This window comes from [Chlorobium] sp. 445, assembly GCA_002763895.1.
Taxonomy (GTDB): Bacteria; Bacteroidota; Chlorobiia; order Chlorobiales; family Thermochlorobacteraceae; genus Thermochlorobacter.
This window is the reverse complement of the sequence record NSLH01000018.1, coordinates 1-16595: the sequence shown is the minus strand read 5'-3', so window position 1 is coordinate 16595 and position 16595 is coordinate 1. Positions and strand designations below refer to the sequence as shown.

Below are 16595 nucleotides of genomic sequence, written 5' to 3'. Positions count from 1 at the left end.
GCTTGGGCGCATCAAGCCGCATGCGCACATAGGTTAGCGCTTGGCTTTATGTGCTCAGGCTTTTGTCATCTCCGAATTATGATGGTGAATACCCAAACGGTTTGCCAGTTGCGCCAAATCGGAGTCGACCGAATTTTCTGTACGAATTTCATCAAAGCTAATAGCATATTCTCTATCGGCAAGCACAGCAGGCATCATGCGTGTCTCACCAGAGCGGATAAGTTCTGCAAGTTTGCGTGCCATGCGTTGCGCCAGCGTCAGATCCATGTTGTTCGGTTTAGCCCCGCGAATGTCACGTGAGAAGGCTTCACAGACAATTTTCTGTTTAGTTTGCAAGCCTGCAGCCAGAAGTTCATCACGGAAGTATTCTGCGGCATTTTGTTTGATGCCTTTGGCTTTGCGTTCTTCGGCTTTGTAGCCTTCTGCGACAACAATGACAGTTGAAGTTCGCGGTCCAATCGCTTCAGCGAGTTTTTTCATGTCAAACTTAGACTGAGGCAAGACCGCCAAGTGTGCACCCGCACCCAGACACGAATGCAAAGCATGATAGCCGCCAGCTGCGCCCATCATCTCAATGATGTAACAGCGATGGTGCGTGCGGGCGTCTGCCATGTAGCAACGAATTTTCTCTGAACCAACCTCCACGCCAGTATGCTGACCAATACACTCTGTGCCGTAGACATCGCTATCAATTGTAACAGGAACGAAGAACGTCTGCACACTCTTCGGCAGCGCTTGAGACAAGGCATTCATACCAGCAAAGGTCCCATTGCCACCAATGCCGACCAGCACTTTGACCTTGCGCCGCAAAATCTCTTCTACTGCTTTTGCCTGAACTTCGGGCTTCTTAAAGTCGCTGAAGCGTTCGGTGCGGAAATCTGCGCCACGCGCTTCACGTAAGGGCGGCGAGAAAATCACTCCGGGAATGCGTTCCAATTGATGATACAATCCAATGCTATACACCAGTCGACGATAGTCTTCTGTATGCGCTTTCACCAACGAGATGAAACCTTCTTTCGTGATAAAAACACGCCGCTTGTCTTGCTCGAGATACTCTGTGATAAAAGCCGTAACAGGATTATAGCCCGGTGCACAACCGCCATCTTGCAAAAGCAAAACATCGATTTCGCGATACATCGCTTCTTCCTCAGAGGTCGGATTTGTGAGCATGCGCGCAAACTCCATGCAGATTTTGCCATATATGCGCGGATTGAGACACTCAGGATTCTCAAGTTTTCGGCGATCTATTACAAGGGCCGTGGTGGGTTCAACAGCAAAAGCAGAACCACTTCTTGGCATATCATTCACCATGGCAGAGCGACCACATACTTCGCCTGCTTCAAAAAACGAATGATGTGACCCATCTTCTCAAAGGAGAGCTTACCCGACTCGATGATATACGCTTCTGAACTGTGGTCACCTTGCGAGAACACTTTTTCGCCCTCTGCAAAATGCTGACGCCAAAGTAGATTAGCGACAGCTTGAAGTTCATCGGTTGTCAGACGCTCAAATGGAGAAACCCTGCTGAGAAAGTCAATGACCTGACTATCGTTACTGTAGGCAAGCGTTTTGGACATACTGCACACGCGTTTGATGTTGGAAAGATCTGGTGGCGCCATAAAGATAACGCTATTGCAGGCTTTGTAAAAAAACTTTCAAGCAGCACGCTAATTTTTTTGTGAGCACGTACTGCAACTTCAAAACCCGTGAGAGATGGATAACCGTAGTCGACTTTTCTTGCTGTGCAAGGCTTCACTGCAAGAACTCTATGCATGTTGTACTTGAGCTCTACTTTTGAAGGCAATTTGTAAAAAACATTGTATTTTTACTTGCAAATCATTTGCAAGGCAAAGGAAAAAATCAAAATGCAGTTGAACATTAAGCTCGTGCTTGTTCTTGCGCTTCTGTTGCAAATGACTTGCATAGCTGCAGGACAGGAGCGGCGAGCGACACTCATCGGCAGCGTGCGTGCTGCTGAAGATGACCAGCCCCTGCAAGATGTCGTGGTGCGTGCCCTTGGCACAAGCGCTTTTACCTTTACTGATGCGCGAGGCTTCTTTCGCTTAGACAATCTTCCCAAAACTAAACTCGATATCGTCTTCGAACGCGTTGGCATCGTGCGTGAACTGGTTACTGTTGAGCTCAAAGATGATGAGACAAAGCTAAACGTAGCATTGCGCTATGTCTCATTTAAATCTGCTGAAGTTGTGGTAACTGCGCGCGAAAATGCACAAGGTGGTGAACTTGGAACCACGTCGCGCATCGAGCGCAGTGCGATTGAACATGTGCAAGCCTCAAGCCTCGCTGATGTCTTGCAGCTTTTGCCGGGACAACTGGCACAAAATCCCACGCTCTCAGGTGTGCGTCAAAGTCTATTGCGCCAAGCGCCGCTGTCTGTCAGTGCGGCTAATCCCTCTGCTGCCGATAGAGCCAATGCCTTAGGCACTGCAATTGTGCTCGATGGTGTGCCGCTCTCCAACAATGCGAACCTGCAAACAAATCTGACGATCTTGAACTCTGCACCGGGAACCTTACCACCGTTTGCTTCAGCAGAAGGACGTGGCTTAGACTTGCGACAATTTTCCGCTGATAACATTGAGTCGATTGAAGTCATACGCGGCATTCCATCGGCGCGGCACGGCGATTTGACCGTCGGTGCAATTCTGGTCCAAACCCGCGCCTCTGCCTACAAACCTCAAGCGCGCCTTAGGCTCAATCCACAAACTTTTGAGAGCACACTCGGTGCAGGCTGGGCGCTGTTTGAGAAGCGAACGAATCTGACCGCAGAACTCAATTTTACGCGCTCACAAGATGATCTGCGCCGCACTGAAGAGACATTCTCTCGCCTTATTGCCAATCTTGCCTGGTCGCAGCAATGGGATAATGCTGCGCGACTGACAAGCACACTGCGCACTAATTTTTACACCACAATTGACGAACGCCAGCAGTTTGAGCGCGATCAGCAGCAAATCACGCGCGTTGCACAAGATCGTGGCTTACGCACAAGTCTTTTTTCTGTATTGCGCTTCGATGATGATGCACGCACCAAATTGGAATGGACCGCAAGTCTGAACTACACAGAACAAGTTGGACGCTTTCAGGAACTCATCACACGTGCTGACGGTCGCTTCCCGCTCTCTGATGCTACAAGCGATACCACAAAGCCCGGTATCTTCGGCGATATTGAATATCTCAATCGCACCAGTGTGCAAGGTTTGCCCCTGAATCTCTACTCACGTTTAGAGTTTGTGCACAAAGCGAGCTTGTTTGGCTTCTTGCACCAATTTTTTTCAGGCTTTGAGCTGCGCTACGACCAAAATCGAGGTGAAGGACGTAGCTTTGATATTTTTACGCCACCACGTCAAAATTACTCTGTAGGCGAGCGACCACGTCCATTTAGCGATATTCCTGCACTGACGCAGTTGGGCTTCTACATCGAAGACCGCATCGCCGCAGACATCTTAGGCAAGAGTGTACTTGTGCAACTGGGCGCACGCTTCGATAACATTCAGCCGCAAGGTCTTTTTTCGTGGCACCTTCGGTGAAGCAATTTCACCGCGCCTCAATGCCACAGTCGAAATCATTGATGGCATCTGGCTGCGCGGTGGCTTCGGTGTAACAGTAAAGTCGCCGACACTCTCGCAACTGTATCCCGATCGCAAATACTTCGATCTCGTTGGCTTCAATTACTTTGCGCCGAATCCTGCAGAGCGGCTCGTCATGATTACAACACGTGTCATTGAGCCGAAGAACCCCAATGCGCGATATTTCAGTGCTACAAAAACTGAACTTGGTGTAGATGTGTCAATAAGTGGCGTAACGGCAAATGTGGTCGCATTTCGAGAAAACACAACAGGTGCCTTTGGCATCAATCGATTGCCAGCCGTGCTCACCTATCCACGCTTCCGAGTCGTCTCTACGCCCGCTGGTCGACCGCCAGAGATTGAAGTCGCAGTGATTGACACCTTCATTGGCGCTTACGATGTACCTGTCAATAGCCGTGATATTTTCTCGGAAGGTATTGAGCTGACGCTAGATTTGCCAGAGTGGTCGCTGCTGCGCACGTCGCTCAACCTAACAGGTGCATATCTGCGCAGTCGCGTGATTGATAACGCTTTTTTCTTCAACACCGATGTGATTTTTGGGACAACACCGCCTAGCCGCATTGAAGTCTTTCAATCCGGTGGCGGACGTGAGTCGCAACTGCTGACAAGCGCACTGCGCTTCATCACACGCATTCCCGAACTCTCCATGGTGGTTTCTCTGCTGGCGCAAACGGTTTGGATAGAAAGCGATCGACCATTTAACCGTGGCAATCAACCGATTGGATTTGTAGATCGACGGGGTAACTTGAACTTGATTGCAGACTTGCCGCCACAATCGCCACAGCCCGGCTTAGAGAACACTAGACCGATACTTTGGCTCTTCAATGTACGGCTGACCAAAGAACTGCCGTCAGGAATTCGTTTTGCGTTTTTTGTCAATAATGCGCTGGCAGATAGGCCGCTCTTTTTTAGTGCGGCGACAGGACAAAGCACTCAGCGCAATCCAACGCTCTTTTTCGGCGCCGAAGTCTTTTACAGCTTTCAATGATTGTTCTTTTCAAACCGCACGACTTGCAATGGATTTGCATGTGCAAATCTATTGCAAACGTTCGCAGTCAATTTATTCAACATCAAAAATGGAGGTTAGAATGAAAGTTTTGAAGTCTCTAAAAGTTCTGTTGCTACTTGTCGGCGTTGGTGCAATTGCCATGCAATTCTCATCATGCCAAAGTACGCCTACAGAAGCACAGACATTTTTCGCTCACAGTGCGCGTGCTCTATCCAGCAAACTATGCCCAGACAGCAGCTCAAGGTGCAATCGTCCGCGTGCGCAACATTGAAAGCGGTACACGTGACTCTGCGACTGCTAACGCTGCTGGCGAAGCGCGCCTCTTGCGTCTCTTGCCCGGAACGTATGAAATCAGTGCAACTCGTGCGCTCTCAGCAACCGAAGCCCTGGCGCTGACAGGATTTTCCGTTGAGCAAAACTTGAATGCGGTGGTAACAGGCTTTTCTCTGCGCAGTGCAGCAGATTCCGTTGTAACTTTGCGTCTGACCGGCTCACCAGTGGGTAACCTTGTCATTAAGGAATGCTACTGGACAGGAGCGCGCACACGCAGCGGAGGCAATTACTTCTCTGACCAGTTCCACGAGATTTACAATAACTCTACCGACACCATTTATGTCGATAGCCTGTGCATTGCCGACGTGTATGGTCCATCGGGACAAATCAATCCGGGCACGCGTCCGACAGAATTCCAAAGCGATCAGAACAATGTCTATGTCAATAGCATTTGGATGATTCCGGGCACAGGTCGCCAAAGACCACTGGCGCCGGGTCAGAGCATCATTATTGCACAAGATGGAATCAATCATCGTGCCGATACAGCATTTGCGGGCGTAGAGAATCGGACGGTAGATTTATCGAATGCAGACTGGGAAACCTACAACGAGCGTCCAGATAACCGCGATGCGGATTCTCCGACCGTCCCCAATCTTGTCCGTCTCTATTTTACAGGCGGGTTTGATTGGCTTGTGCCAGTCTTTGGTCCGGGCATTGTGATTTTCAAAGCGTATCCGAACATGCTTGCCGATAGCGTAAGAGTGCCTGGTGCTTCGCCAGCATTTGCGCCACGCATTCGCATTCCAAATTCACGCATCATTGATGCCTTTGAAGCCTTGCAGAATGCACAAAGTGGAAGTTTCAAGCGCATTCCACCAGCACTCGATGCAGGGTTTGTCGCTACCGGCGATACATATAGTTCAAAGAGTGGACGGCGCAAAGTGGCACGGCGCGTCGGAAACCGCATCATCTTGCAAGACACAAACAACAGCGGCAATGACTTTGAGATTATCACGCCACCCACACCACGTCGATTGCCACAATAATGTCTGAGAGAGTAGTGTATCAGCTTTTTGGAATTGTCCTTCTAATCGTGGCAGGGGCGATGGCGGCAAGTGCACAAGTGCAATCGGATATACCATCGCCCTTTTCGCTCAATAGTCCAACTTTTCTTGCGCCAAGTCTCTGGCGTGAGGGTGAAAATGCAGCTGGACTCTGCGCAACAGCATTGCCGAAACAGAGCCGAACGGGCATGATACTATGGCAAGATGGCGGGAGATTTCGTCGACCACAAGCGCCACTTTCGAGCACAACCTTGCACTTTTTCAGCGAAGGCGCACAACGCTTTGGCGAGTGGACAACAAGAGGAAGTTTCCACTATGAACGCCGCACTGAAAATGATGTGCGCTGGTCTAATGTGCACAATGCCTATGCAGGTACGCCGTTTATCTGGGCTGATTCAGTCGGCGGAAATTGGCAGAAAGACCTTGTCTTGCTTTCTGCAGCACTGGGTACGCCCGAGTTTCTCGGATTTCTCAGTGCTGGCATTTTAGCTGATTACGACGTGGCACAAGGGGCAAGACAAAACGATACGCGCCCGCTCTTTCGCTCACGCAACATTCGACTTGTGCCCAGTGTCGCATTTCACTTGAGCAAGGCGCTGCGTATAGGTCTTACGGCAACCTATCTGTCACGTTTTGAGGAGGGTGAATTTGGTGCCGCTGACATCAGCTTCCCACAGCTCATTTACTTGCGTGGACTGGGCACGGCAAACACAACGGTGCTGAACGCCGCAGAACGGCGCACGGTCGGTGAAGGCTTCGGCATCGGTGCACAGGCACAAGTAAGGCTTGCCGAGTGGCAAGTGTCTTTGGCTGGAAATTTTCTTTTACGCCAAGATAGCACGCAAGATTTAGCCTTTGTGCCCGAACTGCGTCGCACCGCATTTCGCTTTGCAGGGCGATACGATGAACGCAGGCTTTCTGCTACACTGGCGGCGCGCTATACACAACTTGATTTCGGAGTAGAAGGAGCACTGCACGCACAAAGCCTTGAAGGACGAGGCACCGACCCAATTTTCCTTGCCGTCAATACCATTGACCAGACGCAAGCGATAGCACTCTTGCTGGATTGGTGGCAAGGTGCATCACGGCTCTATGCGCCACTCACAGTGGGAATCCACACTTCACTCTCGGATCTCCTTCGGCGCGACATCTTAGCTGAAACCAAATGGCAACGCACACTGCTTGCTGCACATCTTGTGCTGGGCTCTGCACAGCGGCTTGGCGAACAACTCTGGTTGATGGCACGCGTCTCAGGCGGCATAGCAATTGTGCCTGCATCAAGTTATACAGCCAATCGCATGCTGGAACTTACACCGATTTTGGTGCGTCCAGACTTTCTGGTCAATGCCGCATCGCGCTTCTGGCTGGGTGCACAACTGGCGCTTGAGACACCAGTCGCTGCACTGAATAATTCCACAGTGCGTCTTGTCTTGCAGGGCAGCACATTGCAAAGCCCAGCACAGCTCGATGATGGCTCACGCCTTGGCGGACGAAATGAGGTCAATGCAGGTGTAGAACTTGTTTTTTAACACAACTCATAAGCACACAATGGCGACGCGATTTCAACTGGCACTGATTTGGCTAGCAATGCTTTTAGGGCTTTTGGCGCATAGCGTGTTGGGTATCATTCCGCTGGCGTATCAAGCTGCAGCAGCGAAGACAGAATTTGCAGAGAAGTTGTCAATACTGCTGTGGCAACTAACGCTGGTGTTCTCAACGCATCTGGCTTTGGCAGCAATGAATGCGTTTTTAGATACGCGCTGGCTGATGAGAGTAAATCTTGTCGTGGGCGCACTTTTTCTTGTAAGCAATGTCGCACACCCAATTGCACATCTGTTTGAATCCCCGATTGAGTGGCATCAAGTGGCGCTGCTCTCGCTGATTGCCGCACTCAATCTCCAATTAGTGCTTGCAGCGCTGCGTGCCTGCCGTACTTCAAGCTCTGAAACTTGACAGTCAAAAACGCTCATCCAAAATGAAACACCTCGTGATAATTTTTTGCATTGCAGCAGCGTTAGCCAGTTGCCGCACCATAGATGCACCAACATCACTGCGTGCAAAATGCTTTGATGCCTCCACGCTTACAGTCGAAGAGCGCGCACTAGCTGATTCACTCTTGGCTATTGGATTGGACAATGAAGCGCTCTACACCCTTTTTGCGCCACTCAAACCAATTAGCACAGTAGCTCAATTTAGTCTTGCGCTTGCTCGTCCAGATTCGCTGCCAGCAGGGCTACGCGAAGCAATGAACCCAAACGTACCCGAACTTGAACGCTTGCGACAATATCAGCGCATCGTCAATGCACTTTGCAGTGAGCGTGTCGAACTCTTGCTCATTCCCTTTCGACGCACAGACAAAGGCAAGCGATTTTTTGAAATCGTGGCTGTCGATAAACGCTTGCTAGCCGACATCATTCGGCGCGACCAAGCGTTCTGGGGACAGTGGGGCTTTGTGCCTGAGTCGAATCTTGCAGTTGTGCTTGCGATAACAGAGTTCGAAGAAAAATTAGATCGCTACCGTGCATACGGTTATCTGTTTGGTTATCCTGAATACGCCGTGACGTTTTTCGTGGAAGCAGCACGTGAGCAAGATTCAACAAAAAAACTTGTGCCGCGCGATTTTTTCAAATCCCTGCCTATTCAGCTAAACAAGGGCGATTTGTTTATGCAATTCCAAAAGGGCATACGCCAAGCGCAATTGACTCTGCACTGTATCGAGAAGCAGAGAAAATTTTGATGCGCTATCAATCCGTAAGAGCGCGCTACGTGGGTCCCGATGGACGCTTGCGTGCACTCGAGCTTTTGCAAGAGAATTGTTCGCCATAACAACTTGTAGCCTTGCATGCATCCGCAAGGTATGTTAGGTTTGAGAAAACAAACGCTGTACGCAATGTCGAGTGATAGATTTTCGCATCTCGATAGCAGTGGCAATCCGACAATGGTCAATGTTGGTGAAAAGCCTATAACGCATCGACTGGCAAGAGCGCAAGCAATTGTAGAACTTGGCGAAGAGATTCTCGCACGCTTGCAAAATGGAGAAATTCATGCCAAAAAAGGTGCTGTGTTTCAAACGGCAATCATTGCAGGCGTGATGGCTGCCAAAAAGACCGGTGAGCTCATTCCGCTTTGCCACCCGCTGGGCTTGGAAAATTGCCAAATTACGATTGCACCAATTTCCAAAAGTGAAGTCAAAGTCGAGTGCACCGCAGAACTCTACGGCAAGACTGGCGTCGAAATGGAAGCCTTGACTGGCGCAACACTTGCGGCACTAACGATTTACGATATGTGCAAAGCGCTATCGCACCGTATTATCATTAAAGAAGTTAAATTGTTGGAAAAACGGGGCGGTAAGTCCGATTTCAAATCAGAGTGAGAAAGTAGCTTTGATGAGCAACTCCTAAATGAATTTTAGCATCGTCATCATGCTCTACGGATTAGTTTTAGCAGGTGGTAAAAGCAAGAGGATGGGGCGCGATAAAGGCGCACTGACTTATCACGGGGTCTCGCAGCGTGTCTTTGCAGCGCGTTTGCTCTCGGAGTTTTGTCAAGAGGTGTTTGTGTCGTGTCGCGCTGAACAAGTGCAGACACTTGAGCCTGAACTTCAGCCGCTCGTTGATGCCTTTCACGACTTAGGACCTACGGGTGGCATTCTCACTGCATTGCATTTCAAACCTGACTGTGCATGGCTTGTGGTCGCTTGTGATTTGCCGTTTCTTTCCAGCGATGCTCTTCAAGCGCTAATTGCAGCGCGCGACCCAAGCAAAATGGCAACGGCGTACCAAAATCCTGACAATCATCTCCCCGAACCTTTGATTGCTATCTATGAGCCCAAAAGCCGAGAAGGCTTGCTTGCAGCGGTGAGACAAGGCAAAAACTGTCCGCGCAAATTTTTGCTTAGCACAGATTGCAAACTCCTTATGCCACAAAAGCGCGAAACTGTGGCAAACATCAACACGCCTCAAGAATATGAGCAAGCCCTTGCAGCGTTGGCTAATCGCTAAAGAGGCAGAGTGCAAAGTAAACTTCACGCCATGAAGAGCTTGCAAGCAAAAAAGCATGTAATGAAAGTGATTTTTACATGCGCATGGCTTGCGCTGTCAGTGCAAGCCTTTGCCCAATTGCAGTCGCCAAAGTATGAATTGCGTGCGGCGTGGATTGCCACCGTAGCAAACATTGATTTTCCCTCACGCAAAGGCTTGCCGGCAGATTTGCAACAAATAGAATTTCAAGCGATGTTAGATTCGCTGAAGGCACTTGGGATGAATGCTGTGATTGTGCAAGTGCGCCCCGCTGCAGATGCCTTTTATCCGAGTCCGAAAGAACCGTGGTCGGAGTGGCTCACAGGTGTGCAGGGTAAGGCGCCAGAGCCGTACTACGACCCGCTGGCTTTCATGATTGAAGCGGCACACAAACGCAACATGGAATTTCACGCTTGGCTTAATCCATACCGAGCAGTGTTTGACACAGATTCGTCAAGCATTGTTCCTGAGCATATCACGCAGCAAAAGCCAGAATGGTTTTTTCAATATGGCAAAAAGAAATACTTTAACCCGGGTGTGCCAGAAGTGCGCAATTACATCGTCGAAGTCATCGCAGACCTTGTCCAACGCTACGACCTTGATGCTGTGCACTTCGATGATTACTTTTATCCCTATCACATTGCAAATGTGCCCTTTGAGGCTGATACGGCAACATTTCGCACTTATGCAAATGGTTTTACATCAATCAATGACTGGCGGCGGCACAATGTCAATGTACTCATTGAAAGTGTGCATAAGACACTTCGCACGCTCAAACCCAAAGTCAAGTTTGGCATTAGTCCATTTGCAGTATGGCGCAATCGCAAAGATGACAAACGAGGCTCTGAGACTGAAGCAGGGCAGCCAACGTACGACTATCTTTACGCCGATGTGCGTAAGTGGCTCCAAAAAGGCTGGATTGACTATGTAGCGCCGCAACTCTACTTTGCAAAGGCTTTCAAGAAAGTGCCGTATGATGTTATGTTAGCGTGGTGGAGTCGCAATACATTTGGCAAACATCTTTACATTGGGCAGGGGGCATATCGTATTGGGCGCGATTCACTGTGGAAAAATCCGTCTGAGCTGCCTAACCAGTTGCGCTTAAATCGGCAAAATCAGATTGTGAAGGGAAGCATCTATTTCAGTGCAAACGCGCTGCTAAAAAATCCGCTGGGGATTGCAGATAGTCTGAAACAGGACTTTTATCGCTTGCCAGCTTTTGTGCCGCCGATGCGCTGGAAAGATGCCATGCCGCCAAATCCACCAAGAAATTTGCGTGCCATAAAGAGCGATAGTAGCACGGTGCTGGTGTGGCAGGTGCCGCAGCCTGCACGCGATGGTGAGAGCGCAACTTACTTTGCCATTTACCACTTTGGAGAAAAAGAAAAAGTAAATTTGAATAACCCGCACCGCATTGTGGCTGTGCTGCGTGATACGCTCTGGCATATCACTCAAACAGGAAAGTATGCCGTTACAGCGTTTGACCGTTTGCACAACGAAAGCAGACCAGCGATGCTGATGGTAAGGTAAAAAAATTGCTTTGTGGGTACGGCAAATTTTTAATATTTGTGTAACGCTCACTGCTGTATCTTTCGTAACTTGAAATCAAAACAAAATCTAACGAACTAGTGACTATGCAAACGCCTGCAAACTCGACTGCTGCTATTGTTAGTGCGCAAGATTGGCAAGAACTGCGTACTCAAATTAACGAGCTCTTTGACATTACGCTGCGCTATGCGCAGATGGTCGCTAAAGAAGGCGATAAGGTCTGGGATCGCGACCGCCCAAAATTCAAAAAGCCTTCCAACAAGAGCATTGATGAGGCTATTGCAGAGTATGAAGCATGCCTCGCCGAGTTCGAAGAAGAACGCCGACGTGCATACCTCGACAACTACACGAAACTCAAAGCCGATAGTGTTGACCGCGTTGCAGCTATTGAAGAAATTGTCTCCAAAATTGCGGCAATGCATGGCTTGGACTTCAAAGCCCCAATCATACAATAGTTGCCCGGTGCAAGACGGTTGAGCAAAACAGTGCAATGCAGAGGGCAGTAGGTAACAAAAATTTAACACGCCATTTGTATCGTTAGGTGCGATACGCCCAACGTAAGTGCGTATATTCGCCCAAGTCTGAGCACTATCATTCATGCGCAAAGTCTTGCACGCTGCTATATGAGCGAGCGCCAAACGATTCGTTGCATTACCATTAACACCCATCGCGGTAGGGGACCAAAACTGTCCTACCTACTAGCGCAAGCCTCGCTCGATGAAGCCGAGCGTATCGAGCTCTTGCACGATACACGTGCCTACACTTACTATATTGCTGAATGGCTAAATCAACATCGAGAAAAATACGATGTGGTTGGACTGCAAGAAGTCTTTAACGGTGTGCTTGGCTTGGGCGATAGGCTCTTTCGAAAATACCGTCAGCGCGATCACTATCGCTTAATTGCAGGCTATCGCTCCGTGATTGCGCATGGCGTGGGCTTTGCCGCATTTCGTTACGAAAATTTGCTGCTCTCTCAACTTCAGAAAATTGGGCAGACACAAATCAATTATCTCTTGCCGGGGCGAGTGGCATTCCTTGCAGCATGTGGATTTACGCTGGCGCCGTTTGTCTTCAATGGTCAAGTCATTTGGATTGGCAATACACACCTGCATCCATTTAATCCGAACGATAGGCAAGATCAAGCGCGCAGTATCGCCGCCGAGGTCAAAAAACATCGTCATATGCCCATCCTCTTTATGGGCGATTTCAATACGGTGCCGCCCGGCTGCAGACAAACAGGCTTTCCTGCAGGCGATAACGACGTCAATAGTTACAAAAATGATCGCACCTTTGAAATTTTAGCCGATGCAGGCTTGCATCTGATCAAACACGAAGATAGTGCAGACTTCTACACTTATCCGACAGGTTTGCCAAACCGTACACTCGACTACATTCTTTTTTCGCATCACTGGGAAGTCGAGCGCTATGAGGTCGTCAAAGAGTTTAAGTTCTCCGATCACTATCCTGTCTTCGGTGAATTTCGCTTGAAAGATTAAGTTCAACAGCGATAAAACATAAAAGCCCAAGTGTTTAGCAACACTTCAAAACGCGTGTCCATGCAACTCAAGTCCACATTTTTAGCAGTATCGACGATATTGTGGCTATTTTTCATCGTGCCAGGTCTCGCCCCACATTCAGTTGCACAGACACGCGTGAGGATTGCCGCTGTCGGCGACCTGATGTGCCATGAATCACAAATCAAAGAAGCCTGGCGCGATAGTCTCTATTCGTTTGATTCGTGCTATGCGTTCATTACCCCGCTGTTTTCAGGCGCAGATATTGTAACGGGCAATCTTGAGACCGTGCATGCTGGCAAAGCACAAGTTTTCACAGGTTACCCGCGCTTCAATACGCCCGATGAATACTCGCTTGCCGCCAAACGTGCTGGCTTCAATTTCCTGACCACAGCCAATAATCATTCTTACGACCGTGCCACGATTGGCATCACACGCACGCTCGACGTGCTCGATAGTTTGGGCATCATGCATACAGGTACAAGCCGCAGCGATAGCAGCCGTGCAAAGCCCAAAATCTTCAACATTAACGGCATCAAACTAGGATGGTTAGCTTATACACAATTCTCTAATGACAGTGTGCCGCAAGTGCATCGCACGCGGCTTAACCTCTACGATACAACGCATATCAAAGAGGACATCGCATGGCTGCGAGCGTTGCCCGATAGCATGCGACCCGACAAAATCTTGCTGTCTTTGCATTGGGGATACGAATACGAGTTAGAACCGCGCGACAATCAGCGCAAAATGGCACGCTGGCTATTTGAAGCAGGCGTAGATTACATCTTGGGCGCGCACCCGCATGTGGTGCAACCAACAGAACGCTTGCAGATTGTGCGAGATGGGGCATCTCATGAGTGTTTCATCATCTATTCAATGGGAAATTTTCTTTCAGGTCAGCGACCGCTGCCGCGCCCGATGGGGATTGTGGTCTATCTGACGCTTGAAAAAGATTCGCTCAATCAAGTCAATTTGCTCAGCACAGAATACGCCCTGACCTATGTACATCTGACCAAAGACACCGTACAGAAAAAGCCGAAGCCTATCACGCGCAGCAAGCGCTACATTCTGCCCTTAGCTGAATGGTGCGAAGGAGAAAAAGCTAAACTTTTGCCCGTCAGTGTAGTGAGCGATATGAAAAAATGAAGGAAGATGTAGAAGCACGGTTTCAAAAAACAGATTCACTCTTCAAGCCGTGGCCATACTGGCTAAGTGCAAAGTTTTAGAGAAAAGCGATTTTATTTTTCTGTTGCTCTTCGTAGCGTTCAAATGCGAGCTCAATCAGGCGCTCAATCAGATCAGGATAAGCCAGTCCAGATGCCGCAAACAGTTTCGGATACATACTAATTGAAGTAAAGCCGGGTATAGAGTTCAGTTCATTGACATAGAGTCGATTCGTGTGCCGCTCTAGGAAGAAATCGGCACGTGCCATGCCTTCGCAGCCCGTTGCGCGATAGGCAATCTGTGCAGCCCGTTGAATTTTTTTGGCAAGGGCTTTTGGTACATCAGCAGGAATAAAAAAGTTTTGAACCTGACTTGACATACTTGGCTTCGTAGTCGTAAAATTCATTGATAGGTACAATCTCACCCACAACGGAGACTGTAAGTTCTCTATTGCCTAAGACGGCAACTTCAAGTTCACGCGCCTCGATGCCCTGCTCAATGAGAATCTTCTGGTCGTATTGAGCGGCAAGTTCAAGTGCCTGCTGAAATGCCCGCCGATGTTTGACTTTTGAGATGCCAACCGATGAGCCAGAGCGAGCGGGCTTGATAAACATCGGATAGCCTAATTTCTTTTCAGCCTCGAGAAGAATGTCGCGCCGATGTGCAGGCAGCGCATCGCGAAAAACAGTTAAGTGTTTGGTAACATGTAATCCTGCAGCTTTAAAGCACATCTTAGCAAAGGCTTTATCCATCGTAAGGGCGCTGGCAAGAACACCGCAGCCGACGTAGGGAACACCGTGCATTTCAAGTAAGCCTTGAATCGTGCCATCTTCTCCAAAGGTGCCGTGCAAGACGGGAAACACGACATCGAACGTGCTAAAATCAAACTTGAACGAATGTCGTGCGGCAACCTCCTTCAAAGAGGCTTCAGCGGCACGCAGTTCAACTGGATTTTTTATGAGCTGTTCATAATCAAGCAAGAGCACGTTTTGAGACAGCGCACGTGAGAGCCACTTCCCCTCTTTGGTGATGTAGATTGGTATAACTTCATAGCGCGTGCGCAGGATGGCTTGAGCAATGGACCGTGCAGAGATAATGGAGATTTCATGCTCCCCAGAGCGGCCCCCAAAAATAAGGGCAAGGCGTTTTTCATGGCTTTTGAAAGTTTAAACGACCGCACGAATGTGCTTACTCTTCGTGTGCTTGACGCACCTTCATCACAGCAGTCGCTTTGAAAATGCGGTAGTTTTTGAAGTGCTGATCGCTCTCAAATCCGTATCCGCTAAGTGTTTCTGTTGGTCGACGAATTGTTACAAACTTGTCAGAGCGAATTTTTTGATCTTTGCTCGTCCATTTGGCGTATTCCGTGCGCACGGTTGTGCAGTCGTCCGAGACCATGACCACGCGGTCAAATACTTCAATATCATTGTTCGGATAAATGATGCCACGCCGAGCATTAAGGCGAGAACTGTGTTCGCCTTTTGAGTTGTAAAAATGTACTTCTATGGCGCCATCCAAGTGTTTTTCTGTCGTGTTACCGCCCCTTGCATATTGGGCGACATGAGGAGCATAAATCGTGGCTTTTATCTTACCCGAATCTGTGAAGATGACGCGTGCTTCCCAAGTCTCCTGAACAGGAAAATCTTGGTTGATGATAAGCAAACTTTGTCGTGCTGGCATAGTCTTGCTGCTACATGCAGAAAGCGCAAGAAAAGCAAGCATAGAAAGCAGTACAAAACTTAGGAGGCGCAGCATAACCTTAGCCTGAAGGCAAAACTTTCAAGGAGTATTCAACAGAAACAAAAAAGACGCGCAGCTGCGCGTCCCTTATTGTCTTGTCTTTACTTGATGGCATCAATGACTTTGTAAGTCAAATTGACGCTCTTATCGCCGTAGAGTACCATGTTAGCAATGCCACCTTTGCTGATGACAAGTGAATAGCCCTGCTGCTGCGCGATTTTTTCTATGGTCTTGGCAATTTTTTCCTCTAGCGGCTTAAGCAGTTCAGCTTGCTTTTGCTGGAGTGCATTGCTTTTAGCTTGCTCAAGTTGGCGATACTGTGCTAGCTGTGCTTGAAGCTCTTCTTCTTTCTTCTTTTGCTCATCGGGCTTCATCAAGGTTTTCTTGCGCTCATAGTCATCGAAGGCGTCCTTGAGATCTTTCTGCTTTTTCTCAAGTTCTTTCATGGCTTGCTGCTGCTCTTTTTCGAGCTTTTCGCGAATAGATTTTGCCTCAGGCATTTCAGCGAGAACTTTTTCAACTTCAACGAAACCGACTCTATCGCCGGGAGGTGGTACTGCTGCAGAGCCAAAAACAAAGCCCAGTGTAAGACCAAACCCTAACATTGCGCCTTTGATGGCGGGAAACTTGCTTGCAAGTGCTTTAATGCTTGCCATTTT

The 16595-nt window shown here is 48.9% G+C and carries 16 protein-coding genes and 1 pseudogene; 12 read left to right on the top strand and 5 right to left on the bottom strand.

The window, feature by feature from the left end; genetic code table 11:
• Positions 1-54: 54 nt before the first annotated feature.
• Positions 55-1311 carry a hypothetical protein gene (locus tag CMR00_08340; protein PIO47780.1) on the bottom strand — a complete coding sequence of 419 codons (1257 nt, stop codon included), beginning with the start codon at positions 1309-1311 and terminating at the stop codon, positions 55-57.
• Entirely contained in the window at positions 1305-1619 is a 315-nt protein-coding gene (locus CMR00_08335; GenBank protein ID PIO47779.1) for a hypothetical protein, read from the bottom strand. Before CMR00_08335 ends, CMR00_08340 begins: the two co-directional genes overlap by 7 nt.
• A 198-nt stretch (positions 1620-1817) precedes the next feature.
• On the opposite strand from CMR00_08335, the gene CMR00_08330 reads away from it, so the two are divergent.
• The 12 genes from CMR00_08330 (at position 1818) to CMR00_08275 (ending at position 14178) form a co-directional block, all read left to right on the top strand.
• Positions 1818-3545: a hypothetical protein gene (locus tag CMR00_08330; protein ID PIO47778.1), complete on the top strand. Its 1728-nt coding sequence runs from the start codon at positions 1818-1820 to the stop codon at positions 3543-3545.
• Positions 3478-4593, top strand: a complete 1116-nt coding sequence (locus CMR00_08325; protein ID PIO47777.1) for a hypothetical protein — start codon at positions 3478-3480, stop codon at positions 4591-4593. Before CMR00_08330 ends, CMR00_08325 begins: the two co-directional genes overlap by 68 nt.
• Positions 4594-4739: 146 nt before the next feature.
• Positions 4740-5933 (top strand): hypothetical protein, encoded by a 1194-nt coding sequence (locus CMR00_08320; protein PIO47776.1) that lies wholly within the window; start codon positions 4740-4742, stop codon positions 5931-5933.
• The gene (locus tag CMR00_08315; GenBank protein ID PIO47775.1) at positions 5933-7480 is read left to right on the top strand and encodes a hypothetical protein; all 1548 of its coding nucleotides are present in this window, start codon (positions 5933-5935) and stop codon (positions 7478-7480) included. The genes CMR00_08320 and CMR00_08315 overlap by 1 nt, the downstream gene beginning before the upstream one ends.
• 19 nt (positions 7481-7499) lie before the next feature.
• Positions 7500-7904: a hypothetical protein gene (locus CMR00_08310; protein ID PIO47774.1), complete on the top strand. Its 405-nt coding sequence runs from the start codon at positions 7500-7502 to the stop codon at positions 7902-7904.
• Positions 7905-7926: 22 nt separating this feature from the next.
• Positions 7927-8688 carry a hypothetical protein gene (locus tag CMR00_08305; GenBank protein ID PIO47773.1) on the top strand — a complete coding sequence of 254 codons (762 nt, stop codon included), beginning with the start codon at positions 7927-7929 and terminating at the stop codon, positions 8686-8688.
• Between the two features lie 153 nt (positions 8689-8841).
• Positions 8842-9324 carry a cyclic pyranopterin monophosphate synthase MoaC gene (gene moaC / locus CMR00_08300; protein ID PIO47814.1) on the top strand — a complete coding sequence of 161 codons (483 nt, stop codon included), beginning with the start codon at positions 8842-8844 and terminating at the stop codon, positions 9322-9324.
• A 28-nt stretch (positions 9325-9352) separates the two neighbouring features.
• Entirely contained in the window at positions 9353-9952 is a 600-nt protein-coding gene (locus CMR00_08295; protein PIO47772.1) for a molybdenum cofactor guanylyltransferase, read from the top strand.
• A 60-nt stretch (positions 9953-10012) separates the two neighbouring features.
• Positions 10013-11500 (top strand): glycoside hydrolase, encoded by a 1488-nt coding sequence (locus tag CMR00_08290; protein ID PIO47813.1) that lies wholly within the window; start codon positions 10013-10015, stop codon positions 11498-11500.
• A gap of 104 nt (positions 11501-11604) precedes the next feature.
• A complete protein-coding gene (locus CMR00_08285; protein PIO47771.1) occupies positions 11605-11973 on the top strand; it encodes a hypothetical protein in 369 nt (122 codons plus the stop codon).
• Positions 11974-12141: 168 nt separating this feature from the next.
• Positions 12142-13014, top strand: coding sequence for a hypothetical protein (locus tag CMR00_08280; protein PIO47770.1), 873 nt, complete (start codon positions 12142-12144; stop codon positions 13012-13014).
• Between the two features lie 60 nt (positions 13015-13074).
• Positions 13075-14178 (top strand): capsule biosynthesis protein CapA, encoded by a 1104-nt coding sequence (locus CMR00_08275; protein PIO47769.1) that lies wholly within the window; start codon positions 13075-13077, stop codon positions 14176-14178.
• 76 nt (positions 14179-14254) lie between these two features.
• Here CMR00_08275 and CMR00_08270 read toward each other — a convergent pair.
• The 3 genes and pseudogenes from CMR00_08270 to CMR00_08260 form a co-directional block, all read right to left on the bottom strand.
• A pseudogene (locus CMR00_08270) lies at positions 14255-15329 on the bottom strand (D-alanine--D-alanine ligase A).
• Between the two features lie 55 nt (positions 15330-15384).
• Entirely contained in the window at positions 15385-15951 is a 567-nt protein-coding gene (gene lptC, locus CMR00_08265; protein PIO47768.1) for an LPS export ABC transporter periplasmic protein LptC, read from the bottom strand.
• 86 nt (positions 15952-16037) lie between these two features.
• The coding region (locus tag CMR00_08260) for a hypothetical protein (GenBank protein ID PIO47767.1) at positions 16038-16595 on the bottom strand (558 nt) is incomplete at its 5' end.

What these genes read in the sequence shown, in the direction of transcription:
- CMR00_08285 (PIO47771.1), top strand. Translation starts at nt 11,605, where the DNA reads ATGCAAACGCCTGCAAACTCGACTGCTGCTATTGTTAGTGCGCAAGAT.
- CMR00_08315 (PIO47775.1), top strand. Translation starts at nt 5,933, where the DNA reads ATGTCTGAGAGAGTAGTGTATCAGCTTTTTGGAATTGTCCTTCTAATC.
- CMR00_08295 (PIO47772.1), top strand. Translation starts at nt 9,353, where the DNA reads ATGAATTTTAGCATCGTCATCATGCTCTACGGATTAGTTTTAGCAGGT.
- CMR00_08310 (PIO47774.1), top strand. Translation starts at nt 7,500, where the DNA reads ATGGCGACGCGATTTCAACTGGCACTGATTTGGCTAGCAATGCTTTTA.
- CMR00_08275 (PIO47769.1), top strand. Translation starts at nt 13,075, where the DNA reads ATGCAACTCAAGTCCACATTTTTAGCAGTATCGACGATATTGTGGCTA.
- CMR00_08335 (PIO47779.1), bottom strand. Translation starts at nt 1,619, where the DNA reads ATGGCGCCACCAGATCTTTCCAACATCAAACGCGTGTGCAGTATGTCC.
- lptC (PIO47768.1), bottom strand. Translation starts at nt 15,951, where the DNA reads ATGCTGCGCCTCCTAAGTTTTGTACTGCTTTCTATGCTTGCTTTTCTT.
- moaC (PIO47814.1), top strand. Translation starts at nt 8,842, where the DNA reads ATGTCGAGTGATAGATTTTCGCATCTCGATAGCAGTGGCAATCCGACA.
- CMR00_08340 (PIO47780.1), bottom strand. Translation starts at nt 1,311, where the DNA reads ATGGTGAATGATATGCCAAGAAGTGGTTCTGCTTTTGCTGTTGAACCC.
- CMR00_08305 (PIO47773.1), top strand. Translation starts at nt 7,927, where the DNA reads ATGAAACACCTCGTGATAATTTTTTGCATTGCAGCAGCGTTAGCCAGT.
- CMR00_08280 (PIO47770.1), top strand. Translation starts at nt 12,142, where the DNA reads ATGAGCGAGCGCCAAACGATTCGTTGCATTACCATTAACACCCATCGC.
- CMR00_08290 (PIO47813.1), top strand. Translation starts at nt 10,013, where the DNA reads ATGAAAGTGATTTTTACATGCGCATGGCTTGCGCTGTCAGTGCAAGCC.